Origin of the sequence: Streptococcus mitis (genome assembly GCF_009496285.1) — a bacterium.
GTDB classification, from domain to species: Bacteria; Bacillota; Bacilli; order Lactobacillales; family Streptococcaceae; genus Streptococcus; species Streptococcus mitis_BP.
Genome location: NZ_WIJK01000004.1, coordinates 70235 through 85594, shown reverse-complemented (window position 1 = coordinate 85594; position 15360 = coordinate 70235). Strand labels below are relative to the sequence as shown.

Here is a 15360-nt window from a genome sequence, read left to right as displayed (position 1 = left end):
CTTATTTACCTCCTTTAAGTTGTTTTCTTGGTTTGACAAAGCGTTCGATGATGTAGTGAACGCTGACAAAGAAGATAATTGAGGCTGTAACGATACTTACAAGCTCAGATGGTACTTGAGCAGCATTCATACCAGGGGCTCCAACTTGAAGCACTCCGAACAAGAAGGCTGCAAAAAGAATTCCAATTGGTGAGTTTGCAGCAAGTAGACTGACCGCCATACCATTAAATCCGATTGCCAATGATGAACCTTGGACATAAACGTTCTGGAAGGTACCAAGACCTTCTACCGCTCCACCTAGACCTGCAAGAGCCCCTGAGATAATCATTGATAGAATAATGGTGCGTTTAGCTGAAATACCTGCATACTCAGAAGCATTTGGATTGAGACCAACTGCACGGATTTCAAAACCGAGAGTTGTCTTCTTAAGCAAGAACCAGATAACTGCAACTGCAATGATGGCAAAGAAAATCCCAATATTCATACGAGAGTTTCCAGTTAACTCAGCAAGCCAAGGTGTTTGATAAGTTGCGTTTGCACTTACTCGGATAGATGAGTCTGTACTTTGCATGATTTCTTTAGGGAAGTGGTGGATAAAGGCATTTCCCACATAAAGAACAATGTAGTTCATCATGATGGTTACGATGACTTCAGATGTTCCCAGATAGGCTCTTAAAATACCAGGAATGGCACCAACGATTCCTCCAGCCACCAACGCAATGACAACTGTCGCAAGAATCAACAATGGACGTGGTAAATCTGGATTTGAAAGAGCGAACCAGCCACTCATAACCCAACCAGCGAGTGCTTGTCCTGGAAGACCAACGTTAAAGAAGCCAGCACGACTCGCAACTGCAAATCCAAGAGCAATCAAGACTAATGGCCCCATTGCACGGAAAATTTCACCGATTCCACGAACACTACCAAAGGCTGTGTAGAACAACTCTTCATAACCCCAAATAGCATCATAGCCAAAAATCCACATGACGATGGCTCCAAGCAAGATTCCAAGGATAACAGAAATCAAGGGAACCGAAATTTGTTGTAATTTTTTAGACATCACTCTTCTCCTTTTTCCAATTCACCACCAGCCATCAAGACACCAAGTTCTTGCTTGTTGGTGGTTTCTGGCGTTACAATCCCTTGAATCTTACCATCATGGATAACAGCGATTCTATCTGAGACATTTAGAATCTCATCTAGTTCAAAGCTGACTACAAGGACAGCTTTCCCATTATCACGTTCTTGAATCAAGCGTTTGTGAATGTACTCAATGGCACCGACGTCCAAACCACGAGTTGGTTGGCTAACGATGAGGAGATCCGGATTTCGATCAATCTCCCGAGCGATGATTGCTTTTTGTTGATTTCCTCCAGAAAGGGCAGAAGCTGGAACAATCTCACTAGCAGCACGAACATCAAACTCCTGCATTAACTTTTTCGCATAGTCAAGGATATTCGTATAATTTAAAATTCCCTTCTTGCTAAGAGGTTCTTTATAGTAGGTTTGAAGAGCGATATTTTCAGAAATCATCATTTCCAAGACCAAACCATCACGGTGACGGTCTTCCGGAACGTGACCAACGCTCAGTTCAGTAATTTGACGTGGATGCAATCCTACAATGGACTGGCCTTTCAATTCCACACTACCAGACTCAATCTTACGAAGTCCTGTGATAGCTTGGATCAATTCAGACTGACCATTTCCATCAATACCGGCAATTCCGACAATCTCACCAGCTCGAACATCGAGTGAAAGATTTTTAACAGCAGGAACGCCACGGTTTTCATGAACAAGCAAGTCTTTGATGGAAAGAACGACTTCTTTAGGTTGTGGTGCTTGCTTCTCAGTTTTGAAGGAGACAGAACGTCCCACCATCATCTCAGCCAAGTCAGCGTTAGTCGCACCCGCAATTTCAACTGTTTCGATTGATTTCCCACGACGGATAACTGTAACGCGGTCAGAAACCGCACGAATTTCATCCAACTTGTGAGTAATCAAGATAATTGATTTGCCTTCTTTGACCAAGTTCTTCATGATAGCCATCAACTCATCGATTTCTGATGGCGTTAAAACAGCAGTCGGTTCGTCAAAGATGAGAATATCGGCACCACGATAAAGTGTCTTCAAAATTTCAACACGTTGTTGAGCCCCAACAGAGATATCTGCTACTTTGGCAGAAGGATCTACAGCTAGTCCATAACGCTCTGATAATTCAAGAATTTCTCGACTTGCTCGAGCAATATCTAGAACTCCATTTTTGGTTAATTCGCTTCCCAAAATGATATTTTCAGCAACAGTGAAAGCCTCTACCAACATAAAGTGCTGGTGAACCATCCCAATTCCTAGGCTAGCTGCTTTTGATGGCGAGTCTAGTTTTACAACTTGACCGTTAACCACAATTTCACCACTAGTTGGTTCTAGAAGCCCTGCAAGCATGTTCATAAGAGTGGACTTACCAGCTCCATTTTCTCCTAAAAGTGCATGAATTTCACCTTTACGAAGTTCAAGGTTAATCTTGTCGTTAGCGACAAATTCACCAAAAACTTTGGTAATTTCACGCATCTCAATGACATTTTCGTGTGCCATGTGCTCTTCCTTTCAGAGTTTTATTTTGTTTCAATAAAACCTGCTAAAGAAACTTAGCAAGCTCTATTGAGACAAAACAATTTGTCTCAATTCTTAAAGAAGCGGCCACAGGCCGCTCCCCTAAGAAATGACTTTCATCCATTATTTTTCAGGAACTTTTACACTTCCATCAAGGATTTTAGCTTTTGCATCTTCAACAGCTTTTTTACCTTCTTCAGAAAGGTTAGTTGTTACTAGATCAACCCCTTTATCCTTCAATGAGTAAACGATCACTTGACCGCCAGGGAATTCACCTTTTTCAGTTTTGTTTGCAATATCTTGAACTGTTGTTCCGACTTGTTTCAAAGTAGAAGCAAGTACGAAGTTTGATTCTTTACCATCTTTAGAAGTATATTTACCTTCTTCAACTTGGTCACGGTCTACACCGATAACCCAAACTTTTTCGCCTTCGTTTTTGCTTTCATTCAAAGATTTAGCTTCTGAGAAGACACCTGCACCAGTACCACCAGCTGCTTGGTAGATTACGTCTGCACCTGCAGCGTATTGAGCTGCAGCGATTGTTTTACCTTTAGCGGCATCACCAAATGAACCAGCGTAGTCTACTTGTACTTTGATAGATGGGTCAACTGACTCAACACCAGCTTTGAAACCAGCTGCGAAACGAGAAATAACTTCAGATTCCATACCACCTACAAAACCAACTTGTTTTGTTTTAGTAGTTTTAGCTGCTGCTACACCTGCAAGGTAAGCTGCTTCATTATCAGCAAATGTTACACTTGCTACGTTCTTTTGATCTTTAATCACATCATCAATCAAAACATAGTTCAAGTCTGCATGTTCTTTCGCTGCTTCTTCAACCGCATTGTGAAGGGCAAAACCAACACCATAAATCAAGTTGTAGCTTCCTGCTGCTTGGTTCAAGTTGTTAGCGTAGTCAGCTTCACTTGTTGATTGGAAGTATGTGTAGCCTTTATCTTTTGCAAGATTGTGCTCTTTACCCCAAGCTTGAAGACCTTCCCAAGCTGATTGGTTGAATGATTTATCATCAACACCACCAGTATCTGTAACGATAGCTGCTTTAGTCTTCAAATCAGAAGATGAAGATGCTGCGTTACGAGAAGAGCGATTACCACATGCAGCAAGTCCAAATGCTGCTACTGCAACTAGACCAAGGCCTAGCCATTGTTTCTTGTTCATTACTGAACCTCCTAAATAAGATGCGCAACGAAGTTGCAAGTATGGATTGATTGGTCACAAGGACCTTGTCACTCAGAGAGTGACACAGACTATTGCAAGTCTGTAAATGAGTATGGAAGTAATTCCCCGACCGTCATCTCGACCGTCGTTTTATCTTTGGCGACTAGAGTCACCTTTAGATCTGGTTTAAAAAATTCGACCATAACCTGTCGGCAAGCACCGCAAGGCGAAATAGGTTTCTCAGTTTCCCCATAAACAATCAATTCTGAAAACTCTCGTTGTCCTTCAGAAACTGCCTTAAAGATAGCTGTCCTTTCGCCACAGTTAGTCAAGGGATAGCTAGCATTTTCAATGTTAACCCCTGTATAGATACTTCCGTCCTCGGCTACCAAAACAGCGCCAATCGGAAAATGTGAGTAGGGAACGTAAGCTTTTTTACTAGTTTCAATCGCTAAATCAATCAACTCAGTAGTCGCCATCTGCTAACTCTCCTTTTAAGATTGCTACACCAGAAGATGTTCCAATACGAGTAGCTCCAGCTTCAACAAAGGCTACTGCATCTGCATAAGAACGTGCGCCTCCAGCAGCCTTAACCCCCATATCAGGTCCAACTGTCTGGCGCATTAATTGAACATCTGGCAAAGTTGCTCCACCTGTTGAGAAACCTGTAGAAGTCTTGACAAAGTCTGCACCAGCTTTTTGAGCAAGTTGGCAAGCCAGAACTTTTTCTTCATCCGTTAACAAACAAGCCTCAATAATAACCTTAACCAGTTTGTCTCCACTTGCTTCAACAACTGCTCGAATATCTGACTCAACTAAATCAGCATTCCCAGACTTGAGTGCTCCGACATTGATAACCATATCAATCTCATCAGCACCATTTTGGATAGCTTCTTTGGTTTCGAAGGCTTTAACAGCAGATGTTGTGGCTCCAAGAGGGAAACCTACAACCGTACAAACCTTGACATCAGTATTTTCTAGACCAGATTTGGCATGAGCAACCCAGCACGGATTGACACAAACACTGGCAAAATCATAATCTTTGGCTTCAGATAACAAACGATCAATTTGTTCCACTGTTGCATCTTGTTTTAAAAGCGTATGATCAATGTATTTATTTAATTTCATTTCGGTTTTTCCTTAAATTAGGAGATGATTTCGATAATTTCACGCGATTTTATCACTTCATCACTTATTTTAATTTTAACATATTTTTGGAAATCTGTAACTAGTTCCGGAGAAATTTTGCCATTTGTATATACTTTTGCAACAATTTCACCCTTTCTGACAAAGTCTCCAACTTTCTTCTCAAAAACAATCCCTGTCTCATAGTCAAGGGCGTCTGTTTTCACTGCACGACCAGCACCCAATCTCATGGCAAAAAGACCAAACTCCATGGCTGGAAGTTCTGCGATAAGTCCGTCTTCTTGAGCAGGAATATCAACTATATGGTCAACTTTTACTGGACGATAGAGGTCTTCTAAATCTCCACCCTGAGCTACAACCATCTCTTCGAATTTCTGGAGTGCCTTACCATTTTCAAGATGTTCCCTTACTTCCTCGACTGTTTTTTCAACATTTGCTAAAGATAGCATAATCTGGGCTAACTCGCAGATAAAATGACTAATATCTTCACGTCCCTTACCTTGAAGAATTTCTAGTGCTTCTAGGATTTCCAAGCGGTTTCCAATGGCACGTCCCAAGGGTTGACTCATGTCCGTAATGACTGCTACTGTCTTGCGACCTACAGCTTTACCAAGATTTACCATAGTTTGAGCCAATTCACGGGCCTCGTCCACTGTTTTCATGAAGGCACCTTCACCAACAGTAACGTCAAGTAAGATGGCGTCAGCTCCAGCTGCAATCTTTTTACTCATGACTGAGCTAGCAATCAAGGGAATAGTATCAACCGTTGCCGTCACATCACGAAGGGCATAGAGCAATTTATCAGCCTTAACCAGTTGATCAGACTGGCCAATAACTGAGACCCCAATCTCTTGAACTTGTTTGATAAATTCATCCTGACTTCGTTCAATCTGAAAACCTTTGATGGATTCTAGCTTATCAATGGTCCCACCAGTATGACCCAGACCTCGACCACTCATCTTAGCCACTGGAACATCAAAACTAGCTACCAAGGGTGCTAAAATTAAGGTAACCTTATCTCCCACTCCACCAGTAGAGTGTTTATCAACCTTTATTCCCTCAATAGCTGATAAATCAAATTCTTGACCTGTCTTCACCATGTTCATAGTTAAGTCAAAAATCTCATCGATAGTCATTCCCTGAAAATATACTGCCATAGCAAAAGCCGCCATCTGGTAGTCAGGGACGATTCCAGATACATAACCTTCAATCAGCCATTGGATCTCACTGGAGCTTAGTTCTTGGCCGTCTCTTTTTTTCTGGATTAGATCTACTGCTCTCATTCTTTCACACTTCTAAGGATATAATATCCCTTATCTTTCTTTACAACCTCACAATTGCCAAAAACTTCTTCCATCTTACTTTTGGCACTAGGAGCTCCTTGTTTTTTCTGGATGACGATCGTCAAATCTCCACCATCTACTAAAAAGTCTATACTTTTCTCGATGATTTCGTGGACTACTTGCTTACCTGCACGTATAGGTGGATTGGAAATGACATGGTCAAATTGCCCTTCCACCTGCTCATAAATATTAGACTGGAAGATAGTCGCTTGAACCTTGTTTTTTACTGCATTTTGCTGGGCTAAATCCAAAGCACGATTATTGATATCCACCATCGTTGCTTGGACACCATAAGCCTTAACCAAAGACAAGCCTATCGGACCATAGCCACAACCAACATCAAGAATTTTTTCATCTTTTTCGACATCTAGACATCTTAGTAATAACTGACTTCCAAAGTCAATCATTTTTTTACTAAAGACACCCGCATCTGTCAAAAAGGTCATCTTTTGCCCAAGTAGCTCAACTCTAAGCTCATGAACATCATGGGCTGCATCTGGATTTTCTGCATAATACATTTTACTCATGACACTATTTTACCATAATTTGACTTAAATTGTAAATCGTTTACAAAGGTATCAAGCCCTTTAATCACATTGTATTTTCTCAAAAATAATATAAATTCGGATTAACATTAGGGACCTAGTAAAAAGCTCCCAACTGCCATGGTAATCGGAAAAGCAAAAATGCAAGCAAGACCAAAAAAGAAGAGCCAACACTTTCGTTTAAAGAAAGCTAGCACAAGGTAGCCAAGACCTATGAGGGGTAATAAGATAAACAAAACAAAAGTGGTCCAGTTATAGCTCTGAGTTCCTATCGTAAAGGAGAAATTCACCCAGTTTGGTGATAACCATAAAACAACTACAAATAGGCTGGACAAAACCAGCGTCTTTTCTCTTAATCCAGCTTTCATCTTAGTACCTCCTTTATAGGTTTTCCCCCTTATACTTTAACAAAGAAAGCGCTTTTTCTCAATCTCTATCAATTATTGGAAACGAATGACAAGTCATTGGGAGCTACTAGGTATCACAGTCAGGATAAAACAACAAATTTATTGTCTATAATCAGATGCATTATGATTACTATTGCTTTACCTTCAAATACTTAATTATCAACAGGATTCCCAATAAGATGTTTAGATAAAAGCCCAACTGATAAGTTTGTGTCAGGATTTCCAAACTTGTCCACAGTCGTATCAAATCTTCTATTGACATGCGGAATAAATAACCCTCTGTAGCAATCCACAAAATCAAAAATAGATAACTACCAGCAGCAAGGAATTTTGTCCAACCTTTCCTTAACAACCATGCAATGAGGAGTGAACAAATGAAAATAGTTGTTACAATGGCATAATCCATTAAAAATGTAAAACCGTAATAAATTTCCACAAAACGTCTACCATTATCCACATTGACTCCTTTTATAAAAGGTAAAGCAAAACTTAAAATAAAACAGAGTTCCAATATGTAATTTTTTAAGATTTTCATAGTACACCTCCTATGAGTTGTGAACTAAAAAGCCCCCTTTATTAGCTGATAAAATCAGGAGAAAGCAGCTCCTACTTCATCAATAAATTGTTCATTCTCTATCTACTTATAGTATATACTACTGACTTATCACATTCAAGAAACCGCTTTATTTTTTTAGCTTTTTATGGTATGATAGACAAAATATCTAGGGGAAAACAAATGACCAACGAATTTTTACATTTTGAAAGGATAAACCGCGAAACTTGGCAATCCTTGCATCGCAAAACAACTCCTCCCTTGACCGAGGAAGAGTTAGATTCTATTAAGAGTTTCAATGACCAGATTAGCCTTCAAGACGTTACAGATATCTATCTGCCACTAGCACATCTGATTCAGATTTACAAACGTTCCAAAGAAGACCTTGCCTTCTCAAAAGGCATTTTCCTACAAAGAGAGAGCAAAAAACAGCCCTTTATTATTGGAGTTTCAGGAAGTGTTGCCGTAGGTAAGTCAACTACTAGTCGGCTCTTGCAAATTTTGCTGTCCCGTATCGTTCCTGGAGCAAGTGTTGAACTAGTTACTACAGATGGGTTTTTATACTCAAATAGTGTCTTAATTGAGCAAGATATCCTTAATCGTAAAGGTTTTCCTGAGAGCTACGATATGGAAGCTTTGCTTAATTTTCTAGACCAACTCAAAAATGGTCAGGATGTTGATATACCTGTTTATTCCCATGAAATTTATGATATAGTGCCGGGTCAAAAACAACGAGTAGAAGCTGCTGATTTTGTCATTGTTGAGGGAATCAATGTTTTCCAAAACCCTCATAATGATCGTCTCTATATTACTGATTTCTTTGATTTTTCAATCTATGTTGATGCCGCTGTCGAAGACATTGAAAGTTGGTATTTGGATCGATTCTTAAAACTCCTTAGCTTTGCTCAAGATGATCCAAGTAGCTATTACTACCGTTTCACTCAACTTCCTCTTAGTGAAGTCAAGGATTTTGCTCACCAAGTTTGGACCAGTATCAACCTCACCAATCTCCAGAATTACATTGAACCGACACGAAATCGTGCCGAGGTCATTCTCCATAAATCTAAAAATCACGAAATTGATGAAATTTACTTAAAAAAATAATTTTCCCTTGTCAAAACGTAAGTTTTCAGATATAATGGTATAGTTAGTAAAAATGGAGGTAAGAACATTGGCAAACATTAAATCAGCTATCAAACGCGCTGAATTGAACGTTAAACAAAACGAAAAGAACTCAGCTCAAAAATCAGCTATGCGTACTGCTATCAAAGCTTTTGAAGCAAACCCATCTGAAGAACTTTACCGTGCTGCCAGCTCAGCTATCGATAAAGCAGAAACTAAAGGTTTGATCCACAAAAACAAAGCAAGCCGTGATAAAGCACGTCTTGCAGCTAAACTTGGTTAATCTTTAACTGCATACAAAATGAGCTCTTCGGAGCTTTTTTTGTGCACATTTTCTGGAGGTCATTATGAAAATAGCCATTATCGGATATTCAGGATCAGGTAAATCTACTCTTGCTGAAAAACTATCTAAGCACTACTCCATCCCAAAACTTCACATGGACACACTTCAATTTCAGCCAGGCTGGGTAGACAGTGACCGTGACTGGATGCTTAAGGAAATGAAGGACTTTTTATCCAAAAACAAAAATTGGGTCATTGATGGCAACTACTCTTGGTGTTGCTATGAGGAAAGAATGGAGCAAGCTGACCAGATCATCTTTTTAAATTTCTCGGCTTGGACTTGTTTGCTAAGAGCCTTTAAGCGCTATTTAAAATATAGAGGAAAAGTCAGAGAAAGTATGGCTGCAGGATGTCCCGAGCAATTCAACTGGGAATTTATCCGTTGGATTCTCTGGGATGGACGAACAAAAAATGCTAAAGATAGATACCAATACTTAAACAATACTTACCCAGAAAAGATGCGTATTCTCCATTCTCAAGCAGAGATTGATTCTTTTTTGCGATCTTTAAAAAAGTAAACAATATAGTAGCATTTCATTAAAATCAGCATGTACTTATTGACTAAAAAAGGAAGATTTTCATCCAGAAAATCTTCCTTTTTTCCTTTTATTCAACAATTAAAAATAACTCGAGCAATTTATAAATCAACAATATAGTAGATTGAATTTAGAACAGTACACTACAACTGCTAAAAATATTTCTAGAAATTAGTTTGACTTTTCTAATCTCTCTGTTCACATCTTATTTCAATCCACTATAATATTCCCCTAGAAATGAAGAGAATCTTGTTCATAGTTTCTGAGTTCGTAATACAAAAAAACTTCTCCGATATTACCTTCGATAACTAAATCAGCTTGGCTATCTTGAGGAGTGCTGGACTTGTTGATAACGACAAGATTTGACCCTGAAAAATAATTGATTAGGCTAGCTGCAGGATAAACGACTAAAGAAGTTCCACCAATGATCAATAAATCTGCTTGCTGAATGGCTCGAGCTGCTCGACTAAATACGTCCATATCTAGTGATTCCTCATAAAGGGTTACATTAGGTTTGACTACCTTGCCACAATCTAAGCAGTGGGGAACTGGACCTTCAAGTGCCAAAAATGCATTCAAATCATAAAAGCGATGACAGCCCAAACAGTAATTACGATCTGCACTACCATGCAGTTTCAAAACTTTTTCAGAACCCGCCATTTCATGGAGACTATCGATATTTTGCGTCACAATCGCCTTTAATTTACCAGTCTTTTCCAAAAATGCTAGATAAATATGTGCTAAATTTGGCTTGGCATCTGGATAGACGAGATACTTTTTGTAGAAATCAAAAAAATCCTCTGGATAGCGTTCAAACATGGTGCGTGAAACCAGTTGCTCGGCAGTAAAATGGCTCCCCAACTTAAGACTATAAACACCATCAGAACTTCGAAAATCAGGAATATTAGACTCTGTTGAAACCCCTGCACCACCGAAAAAGACAATTCTTTGACTTTTATCTATCAGTTTCTGTAATTGTTCAATCTTATCCATTTCACCCCTCCTTAAGTTTTTTGTTCTAAAAAAGTTGAAAGCCTTGACTTCTTGTCAACTTGGCTTCCAACTTTATTTGATTATGATTAAGATATTAAACTGACTAGTCTAGGTCCTTTGACATAATTTGACTTTCTTCAAAGTCCTTATTCTCATCTATTTATAGGATTGAAGCAATGAACATGCTTATCATTTTGAGAACAAGAGTAATCACATGAATGGAATCTAACTTTAGTCTGCAATCAAGGTTTCTAGACCAACTTTCATCATATCTGTGAAAGTATTTTGGCGCTCTTCTGCAGTTGTATCTTCATCTGGATTAACCAAACTATCTGAAATAGTCATGATAGCAAGAGCATCAACATGGTGTTGGGCAGCAAGATAGTACAGCGCAGCTGCTTCCATTTCTACAGCCTTGACTCCCCATTTACCAAGTTCGATATTTTTTTCAAAGTAGTTTGAGTAGAAAACATCTGAAGACAAGACATTACCAACGTGAGTGGTCATACCAAGATCTTTGGCAATATGATAGGCTTTATCAAGTAAATCAAAGCTAGAGATTTGTGGAAAATCATATTGAGGCCAGTCATTGCGGATGATGTTTGAGTTGGTTGCAGCTGCTTGTGCCAAAACTAATTCACGAACATGAACATCCTCATTCAAAGAACCAGCAGTTCCGACACGGATCAATTTTTTCACACCGTAATCGACAATCAATTCACGCGCATAGATGGAGATTGATGGCATTCCCATCCCTGTTCCCATGACAGATACACGATGGCCCTTGTAAGTCCCAGTGTAACCAAACATGTTACGGACTTCGTTAAAGCAAACAGCATCTTCTAAAAAGTTCTCAGCGATAAATTTCGCACGAAGAGGATCTCCAGGAAGAAGAATTTTATCAGCAATTTCACCCTGCTTAGCAGCAATATGGATAGACATAGTTTATGATACAAAGAGCGACCAGAAAGCGACTGAAAATTAGGAATCTGACGAGAAATCCTGATTTCACAGTCAGATTATCTATTTTCCGAGCTTTCCGCTCGTGTTCAAATCTGAACACACGCTCTACCTTTCTTTTTTGATATACAAGACAGGCGACAGAGAACAAAGTAAAAATAGGAAACTGGCGACGCATTGTAAATGCTAGACAGTTTATCTTTTTTACACAGTTCTCCGCCCGTATTCAGTTCAGCGAATACAGTTAACCCATCCTTTCTTTATTTTACATTGTTTGACTATAGTTTAGTCTGAGCGATTTTGTTAAATATTATAAATAGTTTTTTTCTGAATGACCTAAAGTTATTCTTAAAAAGGCAAATGGCAAAGTGTAAATTGCTTTGTTGTATTGCGAGACCGTTTCATTATAGTATAATTTTTGATTAGCAACTAGCACTTCTGACTCTTTGATCTCAGCAATCAGATCCTTTATACTTTGATCAGCGGTAACACTCGTATCTCTTTCAATTTCTTCTATAATTTTATTCTTCGTTTCCTCTACTTTAGTTGAGTATTCGTGTTTAGAAGAATTTCCAGATTCACCATAAAATTTACGCTTAGATTCTGAATGATTGGCTTTATTTTCGTCGTTAGTAAAATTGTTGACAGACTTTTTTTCTTCTAACAATTCTGAAACATTTTTCCTAACAGACATTTTTAACTCATGGTCAACAATCTTATCTGTCAATTCACGAAGTTGTACAATTAACTTTTCCACGTACTCTTCTTTAATTTCAATTGCACTGTATGAAGATTTAATTAACTCTTTTAAGGTAACAACTTTATGGTACTGTAATATAAACACTATTACAATATAGCTTAAAACTGCAAATACGATAGATGCTCCTTGAAAGGGTTCATAGTCTATTTCACTACCACTTGTGTCTATGGCAGAAAATATAATCAACCAAATAAAAGTTAGGAGAGCAACTATAAAAACTCCACGAATGATACGAAATAATGGATTATTCATCAAATTTGACATCAATTAATCCTTTTACAATTCTGCAAGAATCGCTTTCAGCAAGCCTTTAAAGTCGCCTTTGACACGTTCGGTCACTTCTACCACTTCTTCGTGGTTGAGTTCTTCTTGGAAACCAGCAGCAAAGTTGGTAATACATGAAATACCAAGAACCTTCAAGCCAGAGTGTGCTGCAACGATAACTTCAGGAACGGTTGACATTCCGACAGCGTCTGCACCAAGTGTCTTATAAGCACGGATTTCAGCTGGAGTTTCATAAGTTGGACCAGTTACACCGATATAAACACCGTCATCAAGTTTAACACCAAGCTTTTCAGCAACTGCATGAGCTGTAGCACGATATTCTGGAGTGTAGGCTTTTGACATGTCTGGGAATCGTGGACCGAAGTCATCCAAGTTTTCACCGATTAGAGGGTTTTGGCCTGTCATATTGATGTGGTCAGTGATAGCCATCAAAGTACCAGGACCAAAGCCGATACCTCCAGCAGCGTTGGTTACAATCACACCTTCACAGCCCAAAACTTTCATGACACGAACTGGGAAAGTCACGACTTCAAGCGGATTTCCTTCATAGAAATGGAAACGTCCTTGAAGGGCTAAGACTTTACGTCCTGCAAGTTCACCGTACACCAATTTTCCAGCGTGTCCAACAACAGTCGAACGTCCCCAGTTTGGAATGTCAACGTAGTCTACAACAACTGGATTGTCGATTTCTTCAGCTAATTCTCCAAGTCCTGAACCAAGAATCAAGCCGAACTCCGGCGCTTCAACTCCCTTTTCTTTCAAGAAAGCAGCTGTTTCATTGATTTTTGCTAATAATGTCATTATCTATCTCCTTCTTATTGTTTTAAAAAATGACCGATTTTGTCAAAGGTTTTTGCATTTCGAATAGTAATATTACGATAGAAAGGTAACTTTAGTAGTTGTTTGTGATAGGCTGTTTTAGCGTAGGTCTCCTCTGACAATTTGCCCCAGAAAACAGCTACTTTGCCAAAATGGAGCACTTCTTCTCCTAGCTTCAAAGCGAGCAACTTCTCTTCTACGAATTTCCTATCCAAGCCCTCAGTGTAAAAGAGGACATCCTTTCGAGCCATCTCATGGTTCCACCAATCGGGAAGGTTTCTAAGCTCCTCTTCGTAATCTTCTTGACTTAACAAGGAAAAATGTTGGATAAATGGATATTGTTCTTTAAAGAAATCCTGTAACCTCTCAACCAACTGAGTTCTAGTCATGCTAGTATCAAAGAAAATATTGCCACTATTGATGTAGATTTCAACATTTTCTAATCCCAACTCTGTCAATTCTTGACGCAGTTGGGCCATAACCACCTTATGTTTCCCACCGACATTGATCCCTCTAACCAGTAATGCAAAGCGAGTCATCTTAAACCAATTTATCTAAGAAACTTTCACCAATCATAGCCTTATCAACGCCAAAGTTATCAGCGATTGTTGCCGAAATATCAGCAAAATGACCAATTGGTAAGTGTCCATTTCCTTTTAGTGATGGGCTGTAGGCCAAAAGTGGAATGTATTCACGAGTATGGTCAGTACCCGCATAGGTTGGATCGTTCCCATGGTCAGCAGTAATCAAAAGAAGATCATCTTCTCTCATTGCTGCCATAATTTCTGGCAAGCGCTCATCAAACTCATGCAAGCAATCACGGTAACCGTGTGGATCACGACGGTGTCCATAAAGAGCATCAAAGTCGACCAAGTTTGTGAATGAGAAGCCTTCTTTGAAATCCTCAGATTTCATTGCTTTAATCAAATTATCAATACCATGGCTGTTTGATTTATTGTGGCCCATGTCATTGTTGATACCAGCACCGTTAAAGATATCGTTAATCTTACCAACCGCATAAGTATCAATGCCAGCTTCATTCAATTTGTCCAAAACAGTTGGCGCAAATGGTGAAACAGCCAAGTCACGACGATTGGCAGTACGTGTAAAGTTTCCTGGCTCTCCAACGTATGGACGGGCAATGATACGTCCTAGAAGAGCTGGGCGCTCAAGGGTAATAGAACGAGCGTATTCGCAAATACGGTACAATTCATCCAAAGGAATAATGTCTTCGTGGGCTGCGATTTGAAGAACTGGGTCAGCTGATGTATAGATAATCAACTCGCCAGTTTCCATTTGGCGTGGTCCAAAGTCATCGATAACAGCAGTTCCTGAGTAAGGTTTGTTTGCTTCACGAATGACCTTGCGACCTGAAAATTCTTCAATCTTTGTAAGGATTTCTTCTGGGAATCCATTCCAGAAAGTATCGAAAGGCTCAGTAATATTTAGCCCCATGATTTCCCAGTGACCGGTCATTGTGTCTTTACCTAATGACACTTCCTCAAGTTTAGTGTAGTAACCGCTAGGATTTTCCTCTACTGGAACCGTTTTAAGGGCTGTTTCACGTTCAATATTCCCAAGACCAATCTTAGCCATGTTAGGAACATGCAAACCAACTGATTTTGAAATATGGCCTAGTGTATCAGAAGCTCCATCTGGAACCCCTGCATTGACAAAGTTATTAGCATCTGGTGCTGCACCGATTCCTACAGAATCGAGTACTACCAAGTGAATACGTTTAAATTTTGACATCGTTTGCCTCC

General features: G+C 39.4%; 18 protein-coding genes. 3 read left to right on the top strand and 15 right to left on the bottom strand.

All coding sequences use genetic code 11. From position 1 onward, the window contains the following. Nucleotide 1: 1 nt before the first annotated feature. The 9 genes from GEZ89_RS02385 to GEZ89_RS02345 form a co-directional block, all read right to left on the bottom strand. Entirely contained in the window at nt 2-1060 is a 1059-nt protein-coding gene (locus GEZ89_RS02385; protein WP_153224833.1) for an ABC transporter permease, read from the bottom strand. Then, nucleotides 1060-2589 (bottom strand): ABC transporter ATP-binding protein, encoded by a 1530-nt coding sequence (locus tag GEZ89_RS02380; protein ID WP_153224832.1) that lies wholly within the window; start codon nt 2587-2589, stop codon nt 1060-1062. Before GEZ89_RS02380 ends, GEZ89_RS02385 begins: the two co-directional genes overlap by 1 nt. Before the next feature lie 141 nt (nt 2590-2730). After that, nucleotides 2731-3786: a BMP family lipoprotein gene (locus tag GEZ89_RS02375; RefSeq protein ID WP_045763743.1), complete on the bottom strand. Its 1056-nt coding sequence runs from the start codon at nt 3784-3786 to the stop codon at nt 2731-2733. An 89-nt stretch (nt 3787-3875) separates the two neighbouring features. Next, entirely contained in the window at nt 3876-4265 is a 390-nt protein-coding gene (locus GEZ89_RS02370) for a cytidine deaminase (protein WP_153224831.1), read from the bottom strand. Beyond that, nucleotides 4252-4914: a deoxyribose-phosphate aldolase gene (gene deoC, locus GEZ89_RS02365; protein WP_153224830.1), complete on the bottom strand. Its 663-nt coding sequence runs from the start codon at nt 4912-4914 to the stop codon at nt 4252-4254. The genes GEZ89_RS02370 and deoC overlap by 14 nt, the downstream gene beginning before the upstream one ends. 17 nt (nt 4915-4931) lie before the next feature. Further along, nucleotides 4932-6215, bottom strand: a complete 1284-nt coding sequence (locus GEZ89_RS02360; protein ID WP_153224829.1) for a pyrimidine-nucleoside phosphorylase — start codon at nt 6213-6215, stop codon at nt 4932-4934. Further along, nucleotides 6212-6802 (bottom strand): class I SAM-dependent methyltransferase, encoded by a 591-nt coding sequence (locus GEZ89_RS02355; RefSeq protein ID WP_153224828.1) that lies wholly within the window; start codon nt 6800-6802, stop codon nt 6212-6214. The genes GEZ89_RS02360 and GEZ89_RS02355 overlap by 4 nt, the downstream gene beginning before the upstream one ends. Nucleotides 6803-6909: 107 nt before the next feature. Next, nucleotides 6910-7188 (bottom strand): 1,4-dihydroxy-2-naphthoate prenyltransferase, encoded by a 279-nt coding sequence (locus GEZ89_RS02350; protein ID WP_153224827.1) that lies wholly within the window; start codon nt 7186-7188, stop codon nt 6910-6912. A gap of 169 nt (nt 7189-7357) precedes the next feature. Continuing rightward, the gene (locus tag GEZ89_RS02345; RefSeq protein ID WP_153224826.1) at nt 7358-7762 is read right to left on the bottom strand and encodes a hypothetical protein; all 405 of its coding nucleotides are present in this window, start codon (nt 7760-7762) and stop codon (nt 7358-7360) included. A 201-nt stretch (nt 7763-7963) separates the two neighbouring features. Here GEZ89_RS02345 and coaA point away from each other — a divergent pair, with 201 nt between their 5' ends. The 3 genes from coaA to GEZ89_RS02330 all read left to right on the top strand — a co-directional run bounded on the left by coaA (nt 7964) and on the right by GEZ89_RS02330 (nt 9762). Continuing rightward, the gene (gene coaA, locus GEZ89_RS02340; protein ID WP_194251818.1) at nt 7964-8884 is read left to right on the top strand and encodes a type I pantothenate kinase; all 921 of its coding nucleotides are present in this window, start codon (nt 7964-7966) and stop codon (nt 8882-8884) included. Nucleotides 8885-8936: 52 nt separating this feature from the next. Beyond that, nucleotides 8937-9185, top strand: coding sequence for a 30S ribosomal protein S20 (gene rpsT / locus GEZ89_RS02335; protein WP_029689628.1), 249 nt, complete (start codon nt 8937-8939; stop codon nt 9183-9185). Between the two features lie 64 nt (nt 9186-9249). Continuing rightward, nucleotides 9250-9762 (top strand): DNA topology modulation protein, encoded by a 513-nt coding sequence (locus tag GEZ89_RS02330; protein WP_153224824.1) that lies wholly within the window; start codon nt 9250-9252, stop codon nt 9760-9762. Nucleotides 9763-10011: 249 nt separating this feature from the next. Here the strand turns inward: GEZ89_RS02330 and GEZ89_RS02325 are convergent, their stop codons facing one another. From GEZ89_RS02325 to GEZ89_RS02300, 6 genes are all read right to left on the bottom strand, one after another. Continuing rightward, a complete protein-coding gene (locus tag GEZ89_RS02325) occupies nt 10012-10773 on the bottom strand; it encodes an NAD-dependent protein deacylase (RefSeq protein WP_153224823.1) in 762 nt (253 codons plus the stop codon). 231 nt (nt 10774-11004) lie between these two features. After that, complete coding sequence (deoD, locus tag GEZ89_RS02320) at nt 11005-11715, bottom strand: purine-nucleoside phosphorylase (protein WP_153224822.1); 711 nt, start codon at nt 11713-11715, stop codon at nt 11005-11007. A 328-nt stretch (nt 11716-12043) separates the two neighbouring features. Continuing rightward, nucleotides 12044-12757: a LemA family protein gene (locus tag GEZ89_RS02315; RefSeq protein WP_075231958.1), complete on the bottom strand. Its 714-nt coding sequence runs from the start codon at nt 12755-12757 to the stop codon at nt 12044-12046. 12 nt (nt 12758-12769) lie between these two features. After that, a complete protein-coding gene (locus tag GEZ89_RS02310) occupies nt 12770-13579 on the bottom strand; it encodes a purine-nucleoside phosphorylase (protein WP_153224821.1) in 810 nt (269 codons plus the stop codon). 14 nt (nt 13580-13593) lie between these two features. Beyond that, the gene (locus tag GEZ89_RS02305; protein ID WP_153224820.1) at nt 13594-14136 is read right to left on the bottom strand and encodes a DUF1697 domain-containing protein; all 543 of its coding nucleotides are present in this window, start codon (nt 14134-14136) and stop codon (nt 13594-13596) included. Between the two features lies 1 nt (nt 14137). Beyond that, nucleotides 14138-15349, bottom strand: coding sequence for a phosphopentomutase (locus GEZ89_RS02300; RefSeq protein WP_153224819.1), 1212 nt, complete (start codon nt 15347-15349; stop codon nt 14138-14140). Nucleotides 15350-15360: the final 11 nt, after the last annotated feature.

What these genes read in the sequence shown, in the direction of transcription:
- rpsT (WP_029689628.1), top strand. Translation starts at nt 8,937, where the DNA reads ATGGAGGTAAGAACATTGGCAAACATTAAATCAGCTATCAAACGCGCT.
- GEZ89_RS02375 (WP_045763743.1), bottom strand. Translation starts at nt 3,786, where the DNA reads ATGAACAAGAAACAATGGCTAGGCCTTGGTCTAGTTGCAGTAGCAGCA.
- GEZ89_RS02310 (WP_153224821.1), bottom strand. Translation starts at nt 13,579, where the DNA reads ATGACATTATTAGCAAAAATCAATGAAACAGCTGCTTTCTTGAAAGAA.
- GEZ89_RS02355 (WP_153224828.1), bottom strand. Translation starts at nt 6,802, where the DNA reads ATGAGTAAAATGTATTATGCAGAAAATCCAGATGCAGCCCATGATGTT.
- deoC (WP_153224830.1), bottom strand. Translation starts at nt 4,914, where the DNA reads ATGAAATTAAATAAATACATTGATCATACGCTTTTAAAACAAGATGCA.
- GEZ89_RS02350 (WP_153224827.1), bottom strand. Translation starts at nt 7,188, where the DNA reads ATGAAAGCTGGATTAAGAGAAAAGACGCTGGTTTTGTCCAGCCTATTT.
- GEZ89_RS02330 (WP_153224824.1), top strand. Translation starts at nt 9,250, where the DNA reads ATGAAAATAGCCATTATCGGATATTCAGGATCAGGTAAATCTACTCTT.
- GEZ89_RS02300 (WP_153224819.1), bottom strand. Translation starts at nt 15,349, where the DNA reads ATGTCAAAATTTAAACGTATTCACTTGGTAGTACTCGATTCTGTAGGA.
- GEZ89_RS02370 (WP_153224831.1), bottom strand. Translation starts at nt 4,265, where the DNA reads ATGGCGACTACTGAGTTGATTGATTTAGCGATTGAAACTAGTAAAAAA.
- GEZ89_RS02380 (WP_153224832.1), bottom strand. Translation starts at nt 2,589, where the DNA reads ATGGCACACGAAAATGTCATTGAGATGCGTGAAATTACCAAAGTTTTT.
- GEZ89_RS02315 (WP_075231958.1), bottom strand. Translation starts at nt 12,757, where the DNA reads ATGTCAAATTTGATGAATAATCCATTATTTCGTATCATTCGTGGAGTT.
- GEZ89_RS02305 (WP_153224820.1), bottom strand. Translation starts at nt 14,136, where the DNA reads ATGACTCGCTTTGCATTACTGGTTAGAGGGATCAATGTCGGTGGGAAA.
- GEZ89_RS02385 (WP_153224833.1), bottom strand. Translation starts at nt 1,060, where the DNA reads ATGTCTAAAAAATTACAACAAATTTCGGTTCCCTTGATTTCTGTTATC.
- GEZ89_RS02325 (WP_153224823.1), bottom strand. Translation starts at nt 10,773, where the DNA reads ATGGATAAGATTGAACAATTACAGAAACTGATAGATAAAAGTCAAAGA.
- GEZ89_RS02345 (WP_153224826.1), bottom strand. Translation starts at nt 7,762, where the DNA reads ATGAAAATCTTAAAAAATTACATATTGGAACTCTGTTTTATTTTAAGT.
- coaA (WP_194251818.1), top strand. Translation starts at nt 7,964, where the DNA reads ATGACCAACGAATTTTTACATTTTGAAAGGATAAACCGCGAAACTTGG.
- deoD (WP_153224822.1), bottom strand. Translation starts at nt 11,715, where the DNA reads ATGTCTATCCATATTGCTGCTAAGCAGGGTGAAATTGCTGATAAAATT.
- GEZ89_RS02360 (WP_153224829.1), bottom strand. Translation starts at nt 6,215, where the DNA reads ATGAGAGCAGTAGATCTAATCCAGAAAAAAAGAGACGGCCAAGAACTA.